General features: G+C 58.0%; 17 protein-coding genes and 1 pseudogene. 11 read left to right on the top strand and 7 right to left on the bottom strand.

Annotated features, from left to right (window positions below; all coding sequences use genetic code 11):
• Positions 1–83: 83 nt before the first annotated feature.
• Positions 84–530, top strand: a pseudogene (locus tag NKI16_RS32330) (DDE-type integrase/transposase/recombinase); the annotation flags it as partial.
• 101 nt (positions 531–631) lie between these two features.
• On the opposite strand, the gene NKI16_RS32335 reads toward NKI16_RS32330, so the two are convergent.
• Positions 632–2209 carry a carbamoyltransferase C-terminal domain-containing protein gene (locus NKI16_RS32335; RefSeq protein ID WP_352924497.1) on the bottom strand — a complete coding sequence of 526 codons (1578 nt, stop codon included), beginning with the start codon at positions 2207–2209 and terminating at the stop codon, positions 632–634.
• An 87-nt stretch (positions 2210–2296) separates the two neighbouring features.
• Positions 2297–2902: an O-methyltransferase gene (locus NKI16_RS32340; RefSeq protein WP_352924499.1), complete on the bottom strand. Its 606-nt coding sequence runs from the start codon at positions 2900–2902 to the stop codon at positions 2297–2299.
• 1035 nt (positions 2903–3937) lie between these two features.
• On the opposite strand from NKI16_RS32340, the gene NKI16_RS32345 reads away from it, so the two are divergent.
• From NKI16_RS32345 to NKI16_RS32355, 3 genes are read left to right on the top strand one after another with little or no spacing between them, the layout of a single operon-like run.
• Entirely contained in the window at positions 3938–4882 is a 945-nt protein-coding gene (locus NKI16_RS32345) for a dihydrodipicolinate synthase family protein (RefSeq protein ID WP_352924501.1), read from the top strand.
• Positions 4860–6386 carry an aldehyde dehydrogenase gene (locus tag NKI16_RS32350; protein WP_352924503.1) on the top strand — a complete coding sequence of 509 codons (1527 nt, stop codon included), beginning with the start codon at positions 4860–4862 and terminating at the stop codon, positions 6384–6386. Before NKI16_RS32345 ends, NKI16_RS32350 begins: the two co-directional genes overlap by 23 nt.
• Before the next feature lie 13 nt (positions 6387–6399).
• Positions 6400–7722, top strand: a complete 1323-nt coding sequence (locus tag NKI16_RS32355) for an NAD(P)/FAD-dependent oxidoreductase (protein WP_352924505.1) — start codon at positions 6400–6402, stop codon at positions 7720–7722.
• On the opposite strand, the gene NKI16_RS32360 is transcribed toward NKI16_RS32355, so the two are convergent.
• The gene (locus NKI16_RS32360; protein ID WP_352691317.1) at positions 7719–8630 is read right to left on the bottom strand and encodes a LysR substrate-binding domain-containing protein; all 912 of its coding nucleotides are present in this window, start codon (positions 8628–8630) and stop codon (positions 7719–7721) included. The genes NKI16_RS32355 and NKI16_RS32360 overlap by 4 nt on opposite strands.
• A 352-nt stretch (positions 8631–8982) precedes the next feature.
• Between NKI16_RS32360 and NKI16_RS32365 the strand changes: the two genes are divergently transcribed.
• Positions 8983–9750 carry an SDR family NAD(P)-dependent oxidoreductase gene (locus tag NKI16_RS32365; protein WP_352924507.1) on the top strand — a complete coding sequence of 256 codons (768 nt, stop codon included), beginning with the start codon at positions 8983–8985 and terminating at the stop codon, positions 9748–9750.
• Positions 9751–9757: 7 nt separating this feature from the next.
• Entirely contained in the window at positions 9758–10522 is a 765-nt protein-coding gene (locus NKI16_RS32370) for an SDR family NAD(P)-dependent oxidoreductase (RefSeq protein ID WP_352924509.1), read from the top strand.
• 62 nt (positions 10523–10584) lie between these two features.
• Here NKI16_RS32370 and NKI16_RS32375 read toward each other — a convergent pair whose 3' ends face one another.
• The 3 genes from NKI16_RS32375 to NKI16_RS32385 form a co-directional block, all read right to left on the bottom strand.
• Positions 10585–11430 carry an ABC transporter permease gene (locus NKI16_RS32375; RefSeq protein ID WP_352924511.1) on the bottom strand — a complete coding sequence of 282 codons (846 nt, stop codon included), beginning with the start codon at positions 11428–11430 and terminating at the stop codon, positions 10585–10587.
• A 41-nt stretch (positions 11431–11471) separates the two neighbouring features.
• A complete protein-coding gene (locus tag NKI16_RS32380) occupies positions 11472–12623 on the bottom strand; it encodes a quaternary amine ABC transporter ATP-binding protein (RefSeq protein ID WP_352924513.1) in 1152 nt (383 codons plus the stop codon).
• Between the two features lie 84 nt (positions 12624–12707).
• Positions 12708–13625, bottom strand: a complete 918-nt coding sequence (locus tag NKI16_RS32385) for a glycine betaine ABC transporter substrate-binding protein (protein ID WP_352924515.1) — start codon at positions 13623–13625, stop codon at positions 12708–12710.
• A gap of 491 nt (positions 13626–14116) precedes the next feature.
• On the opposite strand from NKI16_RS32385, the gene NKI16_RS32390 reads away from it, so the two are divergent.
• The 4 genes from NKI16_RS32390 (at position 14117) to NKI16_RS32405 (ending at position 19110) form a co-directional block, all read left to right on the top strand.
• Positions 14117–15670, top strand: coding sequence for a trimethylamine methyltransferase family protein (locus tag NKI16_RS32390; RefSeq protein ID WP_352924517.1), 1554 nt, complete (start codon positions 14117–14119; stop codon positions 15668–15670).
• A gap of 8 nt (positions 15671–15678) precedes the next feature.
• Positions 15679–16788, top strand: coding sequence for a mandelate racemase/muconate lactonizing enzyme family protein (locus NKI16_RS32395; RefSeq protein WP_352924519.1), 1110 nt, complete (start codon positions 15679–15681; stop codon positions 16786–16788).
• Entirely contained in the window at positions 16788–17843 is a 1056-nt protein-coding gene (locus tag NKI16_RS32400; RefSeq protein ID WP_352924521.1) for a GlxA family transcriptional regulator, read from the top strand. The genes NKI16_RS32395 and NKI16_RS32400 overlap by 1 nt, the downstream gene beginning before the upstream one ends.
• A gap of 541 nt (positions 17844–18384) precedes the next feature.
• Entirely contained in the window at positions 18385–19110 is a 726-nt protein-coding gene (locus NKI16_RS32405; protein ID WP_502897647.1) for an autoinducer binding domain-containing protein, read from the top strand.
• A gap of 232 nt (positions 19111–19342) precedes the next feature.
• Here the strand turns inward: NKI16_RS32405 and NKI16_RS32410 are convergent, their stop codons facing one another.
• A complete protein-coding gene (locus NKI16_RS32410; protein WP_352503551.1) occupies positions 19343–19609 on the bottom strand; it encodes a DNA -binding domain-containing protein in 267 nt (88 codons plus the stop codon).
• A gap of 122 nt (positions 19610–19731) precedes the next feature.
• Between NKI16_RS32410 and NKI16_RS32415 the strand changes: the two genes are divergently transcribed.
• On the top strand, positions 19732–19950 hold the full coding sequence (locus tag NKI16_RS32415; protein ID WP_023730016.1) for a helix-turn-helix transcriptional regulator: 219 nt from the start codon (positions 19732–19734) through the stop codon (positions 19948–19950).
• Positions 19951–20094 lie beyond the last annotated feature (144 nt).

The raw sequence follows: 20094 nt of genomic DNA on the forward strand, positions 1-20094 counted from the left end.
CTCCCCATCGAAAGCTTGACCCGGCACCGCGGTGCTCAGGTGCTCATGGCCACCGGATACGCACGTCTGCGGTCTTCACCGGATGCGTACACCATGTCTACATCTATGACGCTTCTCGTGTCGCTTTTGTGCAGGTCATGCCGGATGAGCGCAAGGAGAGCGCTGTTGCATTCCTGGAGACTGCCATCGCTTACTATGCCAAGCTGGGCATCCGTATCGAGCACCTGATGACCGACAACGGATCGTGCTACCGGTCAAAGGCCTTCCGAGCAGCCTGCAAGCGTCTTGACCTACGCCAGGTATTCACTCGGCCATGCACGCCCAGAACCAAACGGCAAGGCCGAGCGCTCATTCAGACGAGCCTGCGCGAATGGGCTTACGCGCGGGCTTACAACTCATCACACGAACGCACTGCCGAATTGCCACGCTGGCTTTATCGCTCCAATTGGCATCGGCGTCACGGCAGCTTAGGTTCAAAACCACCCGTCAGTCGTCTTAGCCTCGACCGGGACAACCTACTGAGGTTCCACAGCCAGCGCTCCGCGATTCGGTGCCAGAAATCACACGATCTTCACCAGCCCAAGAGGTGTGGGTAATTGAAAAGCATCGGCGAACGGATACTTTTTCTCCGCTACGCCGTCTTTTTCTGGCCATTCGACCCAGTGAGAGGCACCTCCTTGAGGAGATAAAAAGCATCGTTGATCACGAATCCGTCGAGGCCTGCTGCCCGGGCATAAGCTAGCAAGTCGCTTGCACGATTGATGAAGCCGGCACCGTTGAAGTTCAGCGATGTGTTGCAAAGTACACCGACCCCGCTTTTCGCCTTGAACGAAGTGAGCAACTGAAACAGGTGTGGGTTTTGCTCCTGCGAAACAGTCTGGGCCCGCGCTGTGCCGTCAACATGCGTAACGGCCTCCAATCGGCTATCGAGAACCTTCTGGAAAAGAAGCATATAGGGTGACGGGCGTGCTAAATCGAAGTGGACCCCGACGTCCTTTTCCAGGCAAACCGGCGCAATCGGGCGGAAACCCTCCCGGTTTTTGATGCGATTTAAGCGCTCGTGGGTTGCCTTTGAGAAGGGCGCCGCGAGAATCGACCGGTTGCCGAGCGCCCGCGGTCCGATCTCGCAATTCCCCTGTATCCAACCGATCACCTTGTCACCAAGCAACGCCGAAGCCACTTGGTCGTAGTCCAGTCGGTGAATCTCAAGTCCGGTTCGATCGATCTCGTCAGTTATGAATGGCTGGCCTGAATAGACGTTCCATTTGATCTTCGCATTGCCCGTGAAATGCCGCATAGCGTCAACTGCGGTCCCGATCGCCGAGCCCGTATCATTTGAGCATGGCGGAATAAAAACGTCCGAAAAAAGATTCGTTTCGAGCCAACGGCGATTCCACTCGCAGTTCAATCCACACCCGCCGGAAATCAGCAGCGGGTAGCCCTTCGTCAGGTTCTTCTTCGCAAAAGTGTGGAACGAATCGAAGATGGTGTCCGAAACTCGCTTGGCCATGTTGGTGAATTTCTGATGGGTTACGCCAATGTTGTAGTAGGGCGAATTCCGAAAATTCTCCTTGTACATCGGGTACACATCGCTTGGCACCAGGAAATCGATTAGCGCCTGCTCGTCCGAGTCAGGCGATCCGGTCTGCCCATAGGCGCAAAGCGCCATTAGCTTGCCGGCGTCTTCATTACGCGTTGGTCCTGCGCTCGGATCGGCGAGCGCATAAAGGAAAGCGTATTTGTGGCCAGGATTCGCCATCACTTTTCCCCTATGCACGACCTGCAGGTACTCGTCGATTTCATAGAAATTGCCGCACCATCCTTCCCAGATCAGCGCATAACAAGGCGTCCCGGCGGGGAATGGCGACATGCCGTAGCAGCCCCAGAGATGGGAGCGCTCGTGCGTCGAGGAATAGAAATGCACCTTTCGGCCGAAAATGGTCCTCTCGCCGACAACATCCGATCCCTGAGCTATGCCGTAGTAGCCTACCGCGTCGTGGCCGAATCCTGTGCACCACCCACCGACGGCAATGATATCCGGAATGGCGTCCAGACGCCCAGCGGCTTCGAGGATAGTCGTCGGGTTAATGGTCGAATATCTGGGAAAGCTGTCCTTCTCAGCCTCGTATGAGTAAATCAGCTCGGCTGCGGATGCATCCAACGCTGCAATTGTGCCATCATGATCCGGTTTGAACGACATTATCCTCATGCTATTACTCCTTGGCGCAAAGCCGGTTGTCTCCACAAATTCCTTAATCCGCTGAGCGATTCGGTTATTTTCTCTGCGACAGAACAATCAGCGGCTTACATGCCGCTTCGAAAGCTCTAAGTCCCATCCGATAGGCAGCAGGATCGACTCGATATCCTTCCTTAGGCGGATATGTTGGCGGTAGCCTTCACCCGCGACCGGATCTGGACTAGAAATGTTATCGGCGATGACGTAGGCCAATGCAGCGAGCTTTGGATAGAGTGCGTCAAACGCTGGAATATAATAGCTATTCCAGAGGTCGATCAGACAGAACTCGATTTCTTCCTCTAACCTCTCAATTACCTCGATTGCATCTCCTGAGCGGAAAACGACCTGATCCTCCAGCCCGGCTCTTCTCAGCATATCGTTAGCGAAGGTCTGCTTTCCCGCATCAAAATCGCAGCTCGTCACTATCCCGCCATTCGCACGTGCTGCCTCGGCCAGGTAGATTGTCGAATGGCCATACGACGTCCCAAGCTCGAGAATGGAGCGCGCCTTTGATCCCTTAAGGAGGGAATTCAGGAATTGGCCAGCATCGGGTCCAACCGAAAGTAAAACGGCCTGTGGAGCATTCGGTAGAGAAAGCAGCACGTCGGAGTCGTGCCGATAACGTTCCTCATATTCGCCAAGAACTTTCTTCACCTCGGGATGCATTTCTTATTTCCACTTAGAATGACGATATATTTAACGCCTGATTCGTGATTTCTCCCCGTTTCTTACCCATCCAACTCTCCGAGTATTGCAATGCTCATTTAGATTAATTTGATTTATTTAATGTATACATCGAATGTCGTACACATTTTGCGCAAAAATCGCTGGAGTTGTTCTTAATATAACGTATACCAACAATTGGTAAATACCTATATTGATAAATTTTTGTTAGAAGTATATTTAATATATAAAAGATGAGCTTCGATTTGTTTACAGTCTGGAAGAATGTTGGCCGAACAGCGAAACAAAAGCGGTCCGAAGCCCCGAAGCGTGGCAGAGTGTTGTCATTCCGCTTCCGCCAGCGAATTGGCAGCTCATGCTCCGCCCGACACCCGTGATAGCGCTCCAGATGCATCCGGAGCATTGAGCCGGTCGACAAGGAATTCTCAAGAAAAGCCTTGCGTTCCTCCAGCCAGAGCGCGTCCGACAACATGCGCGCCTGAGCGCGTCACGCGATGACGGACTTTTGCTCGTTCCTGTGGCTGCACTGTTTGACGGCAAGCCCGGTCATAGTCTCCTCATTTGGCGAGTTGATCGCCGCGGCGATGAAACCGCCTTAACCGTATACATTTTTCCACGCCTATGTACGCACGGTCAGCCGGCAGACGCTGGGCAGAAGGTCTGACTCTACGCGGAAATTCGCCTGAGGACTGGCTGCCTTGTCTGACCATAGCTGGCACCTTGACAACTTCATGTGCTGTGAATTCGCGTCCGAAATTGCTGTAAATCGAGCTGGCTTGCAGTGTGCGCTGTTCGCTGGCCATCAAGGTCTCCACCGGGAGCTTGATAAAGGGGCTCGGTTCCTGTTCGTCCGCAGCATCGTGCGAAATGACTTAGGCGGCAGCGCCAAGGAACTACCGAACCGTCCGGTCATGAAGTTACGCAAAAAAGTAGCCTTGCGGGTGACTTTATTTCGGCTGTTACCGCGGAGCGCCTTGCATATAACGTTTAATCTGTATCCCAACTGGAGCCAGGCAGATGTCGTTCAAAGGCGTTATTCCGCCCGTCACAACGCCCTTTCATGTGGACGGATCGATCGACCGCGACGGCTTCTGCGTCATGGTCGAGCACCTGGTCTCGACTGGCGTCCACGGTATCATTGTCGGTGGCACGACAGGCGAGTACTACGCCCAGTCACGCGACGAGCGTGTCAGCCTGCTTAAGCTTGCCAGGAGCGTGGTGAAGGGGAAGATGCCCCTAATCGCCGGCGTCGGCGCCATTCGCACCGACGACTGCATTGAATACGCGCTAATTGCAAAGGACCTCAAGTACGACGGCATCCTAATCGGTGCGCCGTACTACGCTGTTCCCACGCAGCTCGAACTTGCCAATCATGCGCTTGCGATCGACAAGGCCGCCAATCTACCGGTGATGCTCTACAACTATCCCGGACGCACCGGCACGATGATGGACGTCGAGTTCCTGGACCGGGTCGGTCGCAGCTCCAATTTCTGTGCCATCAAGGAATCCAGCGGCAGCATGAATCAACTGCACGCACTGGCTCGTGACTATCCGCACATTGATCTGTTCTGTGGCATGGACGATCAGGCGCTTGAATTCTTCGCCTGGGGCGCAAAAGGGTGGGTCTGCGGAGCCGGCAACTGCCTGCCGGCAGAGCACCTCGCGCTATACGAGACCTGCGTGATCGAGAAGGACTTCACCAAAGGCCGGCAGATCATGTCGGCGCTTCTGCCTCTGATGAGGCTTCTCGAACAGGGCGGCAAATTCGTCCAGAGCGTCAAGTTCGGGTGCGAATTGGCTGGATTGCCCGCTGGGCCCGTGCGCCTGCCGATACGGGCACTCGGGGACGAACAAAAGCGGGAACTCGAGTCGACGATCCGCACCCTTAAGGCAGTCATCGCGTCAATCACTGCAAAATCCCAGAAGAGGGCTTCCGAGAATGTCATCGCTATTAACGCGTGATGAGTACCAGAACCTGGCGGACAGCCTCCCACTGCCGACCTGCGCAGTGATTGACGGCAAGGCGCGGGCGGCACAAGCTGGGGATACGTTCGAGACCATCAATCCGGCGACAGGGCAGGTCATCGCCAGGATCGCTTCCTGCGGCCAGGCCGACGTTGATCTCGCTGTCGAGAAGGCTCGGCTGGCATTTGAATCGGGCGCCTGGTCGCGTGCGCATCCGAGCGAGCGCAAGCGCGTTTTGCGGCGGCTCGTCAAACTGATAAAGCGAAACGCCCATGAGCTTGCAGTGCTTGAGACGCTCGAAAGCGGCAAGCCGATCTATGACGTCGCAACCATAGATATTCCCGAGGCGCTGCATTGCCTGGAATGGCACGCGGAAGCCACCGACAAGCTCTACGGCCAGACGTCGCCGTCCGGCGATGATGTTGTTTCGATGATCGTGCGCCAGCCGCTGGGCGTGGTCGCCTGCGTTTTGCCCTGGAATTTCCCGATCCTGATGCTGGCCTGGAAGATCGGGCCGGCGCTCGCGACCGGAAACTCGGTCATCATCAAGCCGGCCGAGCAGACCAACATGTCGACGTTGCGGATTGCCGAGCTGGCGCACGAGGCCGGGTTGCCGTCAGGCGTCCTGCAGATCGTCACCGGTCCGGGCGAAGTGACCGGCAAGGCACTCGGCATGCATCCCGATGTCGACATGGTCGCATTCACCGGGTCCACTGACGTCGGCCGGAAATTCCTGGAATATTCCGCCAAGTCTAACCTCAAGCGCATCGTGCTCGAATGCGGCGGGAAGAATCCTTGCATCGTGCTGGACGACGCCGAGAACCTCGATGTTGTAGCGCAGCATGTCACCCAGGCTGTTTTCTGGAACATGGGCGAGAACTGCTCGTCCAATTCCCGCCTGATCGTGCACGAGAAGATCAAGGACCGCTTGGTGGAAACCGTCCTCCATAAGCTAAAGGAATGGCCTTTGGGCGAGCCGCTGGATCCGGGCAATCGGCTTGGCGCCATTGTGTCGAAGGAGCAGTTCGATCGGATCATGGGCTACATCAAGAAGGGGCGGGCGGAAGGCGCCAGGATCGTGACGGGCGGCAACGCCCACAAGTACGGCAAAGGCTATTTCATCGAGCCTACCGTATTCGACGATGTCACGCCCGAAATGGCGATTGCGCGAGAAGAAATTTTCGGTCCAGTGCTGTCGGTAATCAAAGTGGCCAACGCCGACGAGGCGCTTCGGGTCGCCAACGACACGCAATACGGGCTTGCAGCATCGATCTTTACCGCCAATCTCGGCAAGGCGCACCGCATCGCAAGGGATATTCGCGCCGGGACGGTGACCATCAATTGCTACGGCGAAGGAGACGTCTCGACACCCTTCGGCGGCTTCAAGCTTTCGGGCTTCGGGGGACGAGACAAGTCTTTGCATGCCCATGACCAATATACTGAACTCAAGACCATCTGGGCGGACATCTCCGATCCTAAGGTCTCGCGTTCGGTAGACTAGCCTGGTCGCATCGATGAGCGTTTATGAGGCTGTCCGCACGCCTGCGGACACATCCATGCCCGGCTGGTACGGTATTCTGCCGCCTCCCAAGGCACCTGAGGTGCTGCGCGGCCGTCACAAGGCGGACTGGCTCATTGTAGGAGCTGGGTTTGCTGGCTTGGCGGCCGCGCGGCGCCTCTCACAACTGGTGCCGAACGAGCGCATAGTGGTGATCGATGCTCAGCGCATCGGCTGGGGTGCTGCCGGGCGCAACTCCGGCTTCATGATCGATCTGCCCCACGAGCTCGGTGGGGAGCATTACGGCGGAAGTCAGGAACAAGACCGCAAGCGCATCCGCATGAACCGGGCCGCGATCGAATTTTCGGCTTCGGCCGCGGACGAATATGCGTTGCAGAAATACTTCGTTCGGGCCGGCAAGTATCATGGAGCTGCAACCGATCACGGTGTTGCCGTCCTGCGCGAATTCGAAAAACACCTGACCGGGCTAGGCGAGCCATTCGAGCGGCTCGACGCGCTGCAGTTGAAGGAAATCACCGGAACCGAGTTCTTCGTCGGCGGTACGTTTACGCCGGGAACGGTAATGGCACAGCCGGCCGGCTTCATTCGTGGACTCGCCGAAGGTTTGTCGAGGCGTGTGCAGCTATTCGAGAATTCATCGGTCACATCTTTGCGGACCGGCAAACTGCACACTGCCAAGACGGCTGAGGGCGAGATCAAAGCACCGCGGTTGATACTGACAGTCAACGGTCATCTCGAGAGCTTTGGTTACTTCAAGAAACGCCTGCTGCATGTGTTCACCTACGCCAGCATGACCAGGCCGCTCTCCAAGAGCGAGCAGGCAGCGCTGGGCGGTGAGCCGCATTGGGGCTTGATCCCGGCCGATCCGATGGGATCAACCATCCGCAGGATCGGCGATCGGATCGTCGTCCGCAACACCTTCACGTATAATCCGGACATGTCCACCAGTGAGAAGCAGATCCGTCGGATCGGCGCCGTGCACGATCGATCATTCCAGGAGCGCTTCCCAAAGCTGGGTGAAATACCGATGGAATTTCGCTGGGGAGGCCACTTGTGTCTCTCTCTCAATTCCGCGCCCGCATTCGGCGAAATTGAAGACAGAGTCTTCGTAGCCGGATGCTGCAATGGCCTGGGAACTGTGCAAGGCACCCTCTACGGGATGCTGGCAGCCGATCTTGCCGTTGGCAGCTACGAGCCAATGGTTGCAGACGCCCTGAACGAGCCAGCCCCGGCTCGGCTTTATCCAGAGCCGCTGATGTCGATCGGCGCGCCGCTGAAGCTGTGGGCGATGCAGAAGCGCGCCGGCAGAGAGCTCTAGCTTTCTCGTTCTTGCGCGGCCGCTTCCCGGATCCAGCTACGGAGGCTCTGGGCGGCAGGGGAAAGCGTGCGATTTTGATACCAAGTGAGATAGTAGCTGCCAGGGGCTGGGAGCTCGAGATCCGTCAGTCTGACGAGTTTCCCTTCGTCAATCTGCGCTTTGACAAGGCGGTGCCAGCCAACGGCCACACCTTGATCCGCTTGAGCGGCCTGAAGCGCCACGAAGAACTTGCCGAAGCGCCGACCGCGGGTCGGCCCATGCGAGACTCCCGCGCGCCGTAAGACCTCGTCCCAGCCAGCCCAGTCGGGATCCACCCAATCAACATGCAGCAAGGGGAGGTCGGCCAACGACTCCGCCGTTGCATCGCGATGCTTGCTAGCAAACCCAGGCCCGCATACCGGGTAGATTGTTTCATCGAAAAGGAGCTCAGCATCTTCATTCGACCACGATCCGAACCCGTAGCGGATGCGCAGTTCGACCTCGGCGCGGCGGTAATCGCGGGGATTGTCCGAGATAAGGTGGTCAACGGCAATATCCTGGTAGCGGGTCCAAAAGTCCGGCATCCGCGGGATCAGCCACGTCGACGCGAAGGCATCCGTGCACGCCAGCGTGACGTTCTTGGAACGGTCGCCGCGTTTCACATTTCGGACAATGTCTGCGGCCCGCGAAAAACCACTGGCCAACACGCCATATAGGTCTTCGCCGGCGCTTGTCAGCGCCACACCGGTTCCCAATCGGGTAAACAGCGGAACCCCCAGTTCGTCCTCGATCGCTTTGATCTGTCGGCTGACAGCGCCAGGAGTGACGTTCAGTTCCGCAGCAGCCAATTTGAATGACAGGTGCCGGGCAGAAGCCTCAAAGACAGCCAAAGCAGTCAGGGACGGCAGGTCGTAATAGCGGCGAACCATCTCAAGCTCCAAACACTTCGGCAATCGCGCCGCGCGACAAATTTAGCAAGCGATGCTCACGATGTCGGGAAAAGCATTTGCAAGGCGACGCGATAGCCCGCGTTCGACCGACTATGGCCGCGATCCCCAACCTATTTGCGGCGCAATATAAGAAAACTGTACGAACCATGCTTCGCGATCTGCGACGCTGCCCAATCCATGTCCGACGCAGCTACACCGTAGCATGTCTCTGCGATTTCTGGGCTCAACAACTCAACAAGGGGGTGAGACTTTTGCAGGGCTGCCCCACTGGTCTTCGGCCGCCGTTCAGAGATTATGAGCTGAACTTTCCCTCTCAAAGATGGGTTGAGCTATGTCTTGCATTGAAAAGAAAACCGCGGTCATAACGGGCGCGGCGGGAGGTGTCGGGCAAGCGATCTCCAGACAGTTCGTTGCGAACGGCTTTCGTGTGGTTGCCGGCGACGCCGACCAGGGTGGCCTAGACAGGCTCGAGGCCGAACTCAACCGAACCGGACAGAATGTCTGGAGCAAGGCCGGCGACCTCCGGAACAAGGCTTATTGCGAAGATTTGATTGACTATTCCGCACAGGCCACAGGGCGGCTGGACGTGCTCGTCAACAACGCCGGAATAATTACGCGAGGAAACATTCTCGAGACGACCGACGACGATTGGGAGCGGACGTTCGAGATTAACCTGACATCGATTTTCTACACCTGCCGGAAAGCCGTTGGCCAGATGAAGGGCCACGGCGGCGGCGCGATTGTGAACGTCGCATCCTGCTGGGGACTTTATCCCGGGCCTGGGCACGCAGCATATTGCACCAGCAAAGCAGCCGTGGCAGCGTTTTCCAAATGTCTTGGCCGTGACCATGCAGGTGATGGGATACGGGTCAACGCGGTGTGCCCGAATGAAGTCAACACCCCGATGCTGCGTACCGGTTTTGCCCGGCGTGGCTTCAATCCGGACACAGCCATAGCGGAGCTCAACAACACGGTGCCGCTAGGGCGGATCGCTGAGCCGGAAGACATAGCCGACGTGATATTCTTCCTATGTTCTGACGCCGCCCGCTACATCGCCGGCACGGCGGTCGAAGTGAACGGCGCAAAGCCTGTCTATTGAGGGACCCATGGCTCACAGATTGGCAGGTAAGATTGCAATCATCACCGGCGGTGGACGTGGTATCGGCGCCGGTATTACACAGCGCTTTGTGGAGGAGGGGGCGAGAGTTGCCATTGTGCAGAGAAATCCGCCGCCTGACGCTTTGCTTGGCGATCGAACCATCTATGTGAAGGCGGACATAGCGAATTCCGACGACATTCGATCAGCCGTCGAGACCGTCGTCGAATGCTTTGGTGGCCTGGACATCCTGGTGAACAACGCCGGGATCATGTTCGAGAAGACCGTCGACGAAATGACTGAGGCGGACTGGGATCAGATGATGGACATCAATCTCAAGGCCCCATTCCTGCTGGCGAAGGCAGCAATGCCGCACCTTCGGGAGCGGGGTGAGGGAAACATCATCAACATCGGCTCAATCGAAGGCTTGGCGTCCAACCCGGGACATCCTGCATATTCCGCCTCGAAAGCGGGCATTCACGGCTTCACAGCGGCGGTCGCGATCGATCATGGGCGCGAGGGAATCCGGTGCAATGCCATTGCACCGGGCTGGATCAATTCTGATCTCAGTGACGTCTACATCGACAGCATGGCCGACAGTTCCCGCGTCCGCAGAGAACTGCTCGCCATGCATCCGGTTGGGCGTCTTGGCGAGCCGGCCGATGTCGGAAATCTTGCAGTCTGGCTTGCCTCGGCAGAGAGCGCCTTCGTGACCGGTCAGGTCTACGTCATCGACGGCGGCCGTACGAAAAGGCTGCCGCTACCGATTTCATAAAGAGGTGAAGCCGCTACCGATTTCATAAAGAGGTGAAGCCCGGCCAACGGACCGGTTCTTTGTCACGCTGTTGGATCAACTTTCTCGCTAATTCGCCTGGTAATGCGATCGATCAGGATTGCCAGAACCACGACGGCGAGACCAGCTTCGACGCCTCTGCCAACCTGCAGGCGAGAGATCGACCGAATGATTTCGTCGCCCAATCCCCCGGCTCCGATCATGGACGCGATGATGACCATCGACAACGACATCATCACGCACTGATTAACGCCCGCCATAATCGAACGAAACGCCAGCGGCAATTTGATCAGGAACAGTACGGCTAGGCGGCTCGCGCCGAAGGCCTCCCCGGCCTCGACCATTTCCGGATCGACCATCTTGAGACCATGGGCAGTGAGCCTGATCGGCAGCGGCATGGCGAAAAAGATGGTCGCAACGATGCCCGGAACCGTTCCAACGCCGAAGAAGAACACGGCTGGAACGAGCAGCACGAACGGAGGCATCGTCTGCATGAAGTCGAGGATTGGCTCAGCCACTGCGTTCAGGCGCTTCGATTCAGCAATGAGAGTACCGATTGGTATCCCGATGGCCAGGGCGACGACGGCCGCCGTGAGCACCAGGGACAGTGTCACCATCGCCGGCGCCCAGAGATTCATGACGAAGATGAAGGCCAGCCCAAATCCACTGAGGATAGCCAGCGAGAGCCGGCCAAGCAGGACACTGCCGATCACAAGGATCGCGATGATCAGCCAGGCCGGCGCGCTCGTCAGGACCGTGGCCAAGGGCTGCTGTACGCCCAGGATCACCGTCGAGATGAAATCGAAGACAAATCCGAAATGCGCTGAGAGGTAGTTCGTGAAGTCGTCGATTGACGCGGCAACCGTGCCTGCAAACTCCGAAAAATCCATGTCATGAATCCGCAGCTAGAGTCGTTTGAGGCTGACGTTCGTTATTGTGTCGCTCGTTCTGCCGCGGCGTTTGCCCTCGTCGTGTCGGCAGGTTTCAGTTTGTCGATCTTTGGCGCCGCGCCGGCTATCGAGGAATGGGCTGCGAGCGCTCTGACAACGGACTTCATGGTGACCGTACCGACCGGCGTTCCGTCGGTCTGAACCACGATCAAAGCACGCTGCTCTTTTGACAGTTCATCGAGATAGGGGGCGATCAGATCGTCGGGCGCGAGCTTTACGAAGTCTTTCGACAGATGTTTCGTCCATTCCGAGATCGGCTTGTTCGTCAGTTCCACCGGCGGGCAGACGGCGTCCATGACTTGGCCAGCCGACAGCACCTTGAACACATCGATGCCCCGCACGAAGTCCCTCACGTAGTCGCTGGCGGGGGAGAGCACGATATCGATCGGCCTGCCTTCCTGGACCACCTGTCCCTTGAGGAGAATGGCGATGCGATCGCCGATCGTTGCCGCTTCGTTTGGGTCGTGTGTCACAAAAACAATCGTCTTGCTCAGGGTGCTCTGGAGCCGAAGCAACTCCTGTTGCATCTCCTCGCGAATGAGCGGGTCGAGCGCGCTGAACGGTTCATCCATAAGCAGCACCGGCGTGTCCATCACCAGAGCGCGCGCAAGGCCCACGCGCTGGCGCATGCCGCCGCTAAGGTTTGACGGCTTGCGGTTGTCCCATCCGCTGAGCCCTACGAGCTCGAGTGCCTTGCCTGCGCGCTCACGTCGCTCCTTGCGGCCGACCCCGGCTATACGGAGCCCGAACGCAACATTGTCGATGACCGACATGTGCGGCAGCAGCGCGAAGTGCTGGAACACCATGCCGATCATCGTCGATCGTATATGACGAAGCTCTTTCTTGTTGGCCTTGGTGACGTCCTGTCCCTTGACCAAAATCTGGCCGGCTGTCGGGCCGATAAGTCGGTTGATGCAGCGAAGAAGGGTCGATTTCCCGCTGCCTGAGAGACCCATAACGACGAAGATTTTCCCGGTCTCGATCGTCATGTTGATGTTGTTGAGCGCGACGAAACCGCTGCCCTCGTCGGGGCCGCAGGCGCCCGAACGCAGTCTGTCCAGTTTCACTTCGGGGTTGCCCCCATAAATCTTGTAGAGATCGCTAATCTCGATGGCCGGCTTTCTCGTGCTCATGCAGGCCTCCCGCGCATAATACATGTGGTGATGCAGGGGTCAGCGCAGACCCCGGCACTCCTTGGGAGGATGCGTGCTACGGGATCAGGCGAGCCACGGCTCGATGATGCCCTTGCCTTTCACTTCGCCGATCCACTTTGCGGCGGCGTCTTCAGGCTTAATCCCGCCGTCGATCCAGCCCATGATCTTGGCTTCCTCCTCATTCGGGATGTGGAACCTCGTCAGAAATGCCTGGGCCTTCGGGAAGTTGGATTCGAAGTCCTTCGACGTGACGTGGAAGCAATAGTAGGGCTCCGACATCATCGTCTTCTTGGGATCTTCGAGATACCTCATCTTGAATTTGCTCCACATCGGGAGCGGCTCCCAAGTCGTGACCACGATCGGTTCGTTCTTCGAATAGGAGCGTTGGAAGGCCGCTTCCATCGCCGCCTCGCTGCCGGGGACCAGGTTGAGCTTGAGACCGTAAGCCTTCACCGTTGCGTCCGCGGCCTGCATCAGGCCGGAACCAGCGTCGATGCCGATGATGCCGCCTGGAAATTTGTCGGCATGATCGTTGAGCTCGGCGATGCTCTTGATGTCGACATAGTCCGGAACCGCAAGGCCTTGCGTCATCGGGCCTTCCGAAACACCGGCGACTTTGATGAAATCGGCGACCTTCTTTACATAGTCCGCCTGGCCGCCGTGGTAGTCCCCTTTTAGCGGGCCCATCCCCTGCATATAGGAGTTCGAATAAAGGTCGGCCTTTCCAGTTTGAAGCGACGCATAGATCACGCCCGGCTCCGCCTGCAGCGGCTGGACCTTGTAGCCGAAATTATCTTCGATGAGCTTCGCGCCGACATAGGTGATTGCCAGCGCGTCGGACCATGCCGCGAAAGCATAGACCAGCGGCCGGGACGCGTCGGCCCTGGCGCCCGTCGTCAGTCCGCTCATGGCCAGCGCGGCGGCGCCGCCGGCCTTCAGCAAGGTTCTGCGCGACGTGCTCGCGCCGAGTATATCATTCACGAGATTTGACCTTGGCATTCAAATCCTCCTGTCGATACCCATCTGATGCCTAGATGAGTCCGAGGTTGTCGTTTCTGTTCACCTCGCCTGATCCGGGAATGGGCTGTTCTGTTCTTGCCCCGCACTAAGCAAGAAACGTGCTACCACGGAACCGCGGAAGCCAGTCGACGCAAAAAAGTCGCCCCCCGATTGACTTTATTTCGCTCGCTTGCCGCAATGCATCATCGGTCTCTGCCTGTCGGGGTGCCCACGGACTTGGGCGATTCCGTTCAAGTTTGCGCGATTCCGTAAAGGCTGGTGCGACGACGTGGAACGGCTCCGCCGCTGCTCGACCCGAACCATCTCTCGAGGATTCGGGTGAGCGAGCCGGCGGTGCAGCCCTTTAGTCAACACGCGCGTGAGGCTTTTGCAGTAGGTCAAAGCTCAAAGCTCCGGCAATATTTGAGCGCGGTCCGGTTTCGGTGTCGCGACTTATTTGTCTGGAGGCCGGCATGACTGCTCAACTACAGCTCTCTCGTAGAGGAGGGCGGGAAGCGCGGCGGACGATCCGCACGGCGCCAAAGGTCGACATGTTGCCGACGCTGAAGCGCGGCCTGCCGGTCGTAGAGCCGATGGATGCCGAACAGGTTGAACGCATTCACGAGGCTTCTCTCGCGATCCTTGAAGAAGTAGGCGTGGTGTTTCGCGATCCGATCGCGATTGAGGACTGGAAGAGAGCCGGAGCGGAGGTGCGCGCGGATGACCGCGTTCATCTCGAGCGCGGGCTGGTTATGGAGCTCATCAAGACCATTCCCCCCAACGTCGAATATTTCGCGCGCGACCCAGCGAAGAATGTCGAGCTCGGAGGCGATAAATCCATCTTCGTGCCGATGACAGGTGCACCGTACATGCGCGATCTCGATGATGTGAGGCGTGGCCCGACAATTGCGGACCTGGGGACGTTTCATAAACTCGCGCACATGATGCCGGCGCTACATTCGTCGGCTCACCACATCGTCGAGCCGATGGACATTGTCGTCGCGCATCGGCACCTGCACATCACCTATTCGTCAATAAAGCATTCCGACAAGATTTTCATGGGGATGACCACCTCGCCCAAGAATGCCGAGGACGTGCTCGACATGTGCGAGATCCTTTTCGGCGAAGGCTTCCTCGAGAAGCATGCAGTCACCACCGGAAACTGCAATGGCAATTCGCCGCTGGTTTGGGACCAGGTCATGCTGGGCGGCATGCGTGCTTTCTGCCGGCGCAACCAGCCCGTCTTGTGCTCGCCTTTCGTTCTCGGCGGCGCGAACACGCCAGCCTCGACCGCGGCGGCAGTGGCGCAGCTCAATGCGGAGGCGCTTTCGGCACTCGCCTACACGCAGGTGGTGCGCAAGGGCTGCCCTGCGATTTATGGGCATTACCTGTCGACCGTGTCGATGCAATCGGGAGCGCCGATGGCGGGAACGCCAGAGATATCGCTCATGAATTTCATGATCGGCCAGATGGCTCGTCGCTATAACGTGCCCTGGCGCACTTCGAACTTGCTTGGCGGTGCCAAGATCTTCGATGCGCAAGCTGGCTATGAAAGTGCGATGACGATGATGGCCGTGCTGCTATCAGGCGCAAACTATATTTGGCATTCTGCTGGCTGGAATGAAGCCGGCATGCACTGCTCGATTGCAAAATTCGTTGTCGACGCCGAAGTCTGCGCCATGGGCTATCGCATGACGCAAGGCATCCAGTGGGACGATTTCGATGAAGCCTTGGCTGCGGTCCGCGATGTCGGGCCGGGCGGCCATTACTTTGGACATCCCCATACACAGGCCAACTTCGAGAAGGCCTTCTTTATTCCGAAACTCTTCGACAATAACTCGGTCGAGCAGTGGTACGCTGATGGCTCCAAGGACATCAAGCAACGTGCCCTCGAGCATGCGCGCCGCCTTCTGGCCGAATATGAAGAACCTAAGCTCGACGTCGCGAAGGACGAGGAATTGCGCGCGTATATCGACCGTCGCTCGCGGGAAATCCCCGCTGTCGACGCGCTGAACGAGGAATACTGAGCATCCTCATGCGCATTGACCAGATCAACGTCTATAAGGTCCAGCTGCCTGTTAAAGGTGGCACCTATCGAATGGCAAGCGACGACGTCGACGCGCTTGACAGCACCATTGTCGGGATTGTGACCGATGACGGACTGACTGGCTGGGGCGAGACCTGCCCGATCGGGCCCGTTTATCAGCCGCATCATGCACTCGGCGCACGCGCAGCCATCGCCGAAATCGCGCCAGGTCTTATCGGGGCCGAGGTTGCGTCAATCAGACTTCTTGCGAAACGGATGGACGAGCTCTTGAACGGGCATGGCTACGCCAAGGCGGCCTTGGATATAGCCTTTCTGGACCTCCTCGGCCAGAAGCTGCGCGTCCCGGTTTCAACCCTGTTGGGCGGCGCCCTGACCGACCGTGTTCCGGCCTACTATTCGCTTATCGTCGGCCCGCCAGAGGAGACGGCTCGGATTGCCGCCGAGAAGGTGAAGGCGGGGTATCTGCGGCTTCAGGTGAAGATCTCGGGAAAGGATCTCGAAGAGGATGCGGCGAACGTCCATAAGGTTTGGGAGGCGGTCGGATACAGGTCGCGCATCGCGGTCGACGGTAACAGAGGCCTTACGGTCGCTGCCGCCATTCATCTCGATCGGCTATGCCAGACAATCCCCTTTGTTTTCGAGCAGCCCTGCAACACTATGGATGAGGTCGCCACTCTGAAGGGCAGGGTCACGCATCCGATCTATCTGGATGAGAACACCGAAGATCAGAATGCAGTGCTCCGGGCGATCTCCCTCGGTATCGCAGATGGCTTCGGGTTCAAGGTCACCCGTCTTGGTGGCCTCACCAAAATGGCGACCATGCGTGACCTTTGCGCCATCCGCTCGTTACCGCACAGCTGTGATGACGCATGGGGTGGCGACATAATCGCGGCGGCTTGCGTGCACTTAGCTTCCACTGTGGAGCCGCGGCGTTTTGAGGGCGCCTGGATCGCGCAGGAATATATCGAAGGGCATTTTGACGCGGAGAATCCGATCGTAATTGAAAATGGTCACATCGCCGTACCGCAACTGCCAGGGCTCGGCATCAAACCGGAACCCGGCCTGTTCGGTCAGCCAGTAGCAATGTACGGATCCTAGTGAACGCGCCCGCCAACATCAGCGCAATTACGTCGTTGGCCACGCCGAAAATTTCGGCGGCGGCCGATCGACCGTTTGACCTTGTGGTACTGGTGTTACCCGGGTTCTCGCACCTGGCGCTCCACGCCTATATCGAACCCTTTCGCATCGCCAACACGGTATCGAGGCTGCCGCTCTTCCGGTGGCGAATCGCGGGACTTGACTCTCGGCCAATCGAGGGCGCCAACGGCCTTTCGGTTGCTGTTGATGTCGCGATAGACGAGCTGGTTTTCGGCTCGGACGATCGCAGACCGAACCAGCTCGCTATCGTGACGGGCGAGCCGGTAGAACAGCAACTGACGCCTGAGCTCAACGGATTTCTGCGAACGATGGCGCGTCGCGTGGTGCCGATATCTGCGGTTGGGACAGCGACATGGCTGCTCGCTCGGACGGGCCTTCTGGCAGGTACACGCTGCACGATACACTGGTCGCGGCTCGCTGCTTTCGCCGAAGTGTTCAACCAACCCCGCATAAGCGATTCCCTGTTTGTCAAGGACGGCCAGTATTCAACCTGCGCAGGAGAACTGGCAGCTTTTGACCTGGCGGTCGATCTGATCGGCAGCCATGCCGGCGGGTATATTGCACAGGAGGTCTGCCGCCACGCGACTGTCCAAGGTCAGCGCTCAGGATCAAACCGCCAGACCGGGCCGTCGGGTCTAGCCTTTGCGGGTGTGAGCGACAAGCTCCTGATGGCAATGCGGGTCATGGAGGAAAATGTGGAGTTCCCGCTGACAATGGAGGAGGTCGCGCAACGGGCCGGAGTATCGCGGCGCCAGCTGGAACGCTTGTTCGCTTCCCATATCGGACTTCCGCCAGTGCGTCACTATCTCCGGATTCGCACAGACTATGCGAAGCGCCTGATCGAAGGCACACGGATGCCCATCATCGACGTTGCCATGGCCTGCGGGTTTACGTCTGCTTCGCACTTCGCAAAGTGCTTCAGAGCCTTCAATCGAATGTCGCCGCAGCAGTGTCGAGCGATAGTGCCGGCTTGGGTTGGGCCCGGCTTAAGATGACAATTGGTATTTGAATTTAGCGGAGAACAGCCGCACCTATCCATGCCAAATGTTTGGAGTCGATCTGCCCACCAACAATCAGAAAGCGGCGCAACAATACGTCCGGATCATAGCGCTCAAAGCGGCGAGATGCGCCTATCCGTTGTCCTCTTCCGTGTCGACCGACGTTCACGCGGCAACCATTGGATTGATGACGGCTTTGATACGGCTCCGATCTTGGTGGCGCAGGATGACTTCTCACCATTGCATGATGCGGGGGCGGCGGGGATTTCATTTCGCCCCAAGAAGCTCTCTGATTGCACTATTGCGTTGGGAAGATGCTGTAGGTTCTCGGTGATGGCCGTTCAAACGGTCCAGCGCAGCTGCGGTTGGCGACGCGGTGCGAAGATCATGCAAGCTCCGTCGCATTCTGTGACGACGGTCAGCCCGGCCACTGCCTGAAAACCGGCCGCAGTTGTGCGGCCGGGTTGGCGGGGTCTCCAAATCTGGGTGGCGCGCAGGAGACGGATGGAGGGATCGAGTCAGGACAATGACGAAGAAGATGCCGCTTCTCTTCGAGACATTTGTGGAAAAGCTCTCGGAGAGTGTCGATGAAACAGATTTCCGGGATGCCATGGCCGGGGCGGCCACAGCACTTGATCTACTCACCTTTGCCTATCTGGCGTTGCCATTGCAATCTTGTGGCGAGCCCAAGCTGATCTCGAATTATCCGCCTCCCTGGACCGCGCACTATCTGCAAAACCAGTATCAGAAAGTCGATCCCGTCATCATGCGTGCGCGGTGTGGCGGCTGCCCGTTTCCATGGGGATCGGATTTGCGTGGCGTTGAGATGTCGCCGACTCAACAGAAGCTTTTTGATGAGGCGGCCCAGTTCAGCATCCGCTGCGGTTTGACGATCCCGATTATCGATCGTAGAGGCTGTGTTGCAGCGATGACTTTTGCCGCTGATAAGCCCAATTCCGCATTCCTGCGCGTTGCTGAGCGATATGAACAGGCGCTCCAACTCATGGCGACAGTTTTTCACGTTTATGCTCGTCGAAAGCTGTCCGGCAACCGAACAGTGGATGGCGTTTCGTTGACACCTCGTGAATATGAATGTCTGCAATGGGCGGCGCGCGGAAAGTCCGCCTGGGCTATGGGCTGCATCTTGGGCATCAAACCGCGCACCGTCGCTTTCCACCTCGACAATGCGAAGAAGAAGCTCGGCGTGCACACCAAGGATCAGGCCGTAGCCCTGCTGGCCTCCTCACGATCTTCAACTCTCTGAGAAACTGAATTCGTCTTTGGTCGTCCTGAGCATGAGCACAGGCTGTTTCGGGTGGCCATTCGCCTCCAACGCAAGGCCATTCCTTCCCAGACGCCTTCATGATGCAACTTATTGCACCCGATTGGTACGGTGACTTTGCCAACGAACTACATGCAATGCACCCTCTGGGATACGCGTTTTCAAGGAGCGTTTCCTTGCTTGAAAGGCGAAACGGAGCGCACAGCGGGATTGTTCAGCCGGCGAACAATTCCTTGTAGCCAGTTGTGACCATCCAGTTCGCACGATCGAGATGACTACGAAGAGCCTTCCTGGCGCGCTCCGGTTCGCGTGCTGGATCGATGCCGAGGATGAGGTGGGCCATCTCTTCTTCGCTCGCATCATCGGCGGAGGCGTCTAGGAGCCGCATATAGGTCGTGAAATGCGCTTTATCGTATGCCGTGAGGCTGTCCGACCAGTGCACTTCGTCGGCAATTGGCGTGCTCGATTTAGGCTGTAACATCGCTGGTTATATCTCCGAAAAACGGCCTCCGCGAAGCCCCTCCGCCAGCGATTTAGATGCTCGATGTGGATTACATATTATAGTTGATAAACTCAAGCTGCCTAATCGGTTGGCTGTCGTGCATGGATATGCGCAGGTTGGTCGGACGTAATGTGCAGAGGATCAGGCTAAGGAAGCGTCTGACGCAGGAGCAGCTTGCCGAGATTTCCGGGTTCAGCCAGCAGTACATCAGCGGCTTGGAGAAAGGCCGAAGAAATCCGACGATCATCACGATCTATGAACTGGCATTGGCCCTCGGCGTCAGCCACACGGATCTGGTTCGGCCCGACAAACAGGCCTGACCCACCCGACTTCCAAGTAATTGCTACGGGCCCGGGGGGGGGGCGGGGGGGCGGCGCGCCCCGCGGGGGCGGCCCCCGGGGGGGCGGGGGGGGGGGGGGGCGGGTGGGGGGCGGGGGGAGGGGGGGCGCGGCGGGGCGCGGGCG

Source organism: Mesorhizobium sp. M0698 (genome assembly GCF_040320455.1).
Classification (GTDB): domain Bacteria; phylum Pseudomonadota; class Alphaproteobacteria; order Rhizobiales; family Rhizobiaceae; genus Mesorhizobium.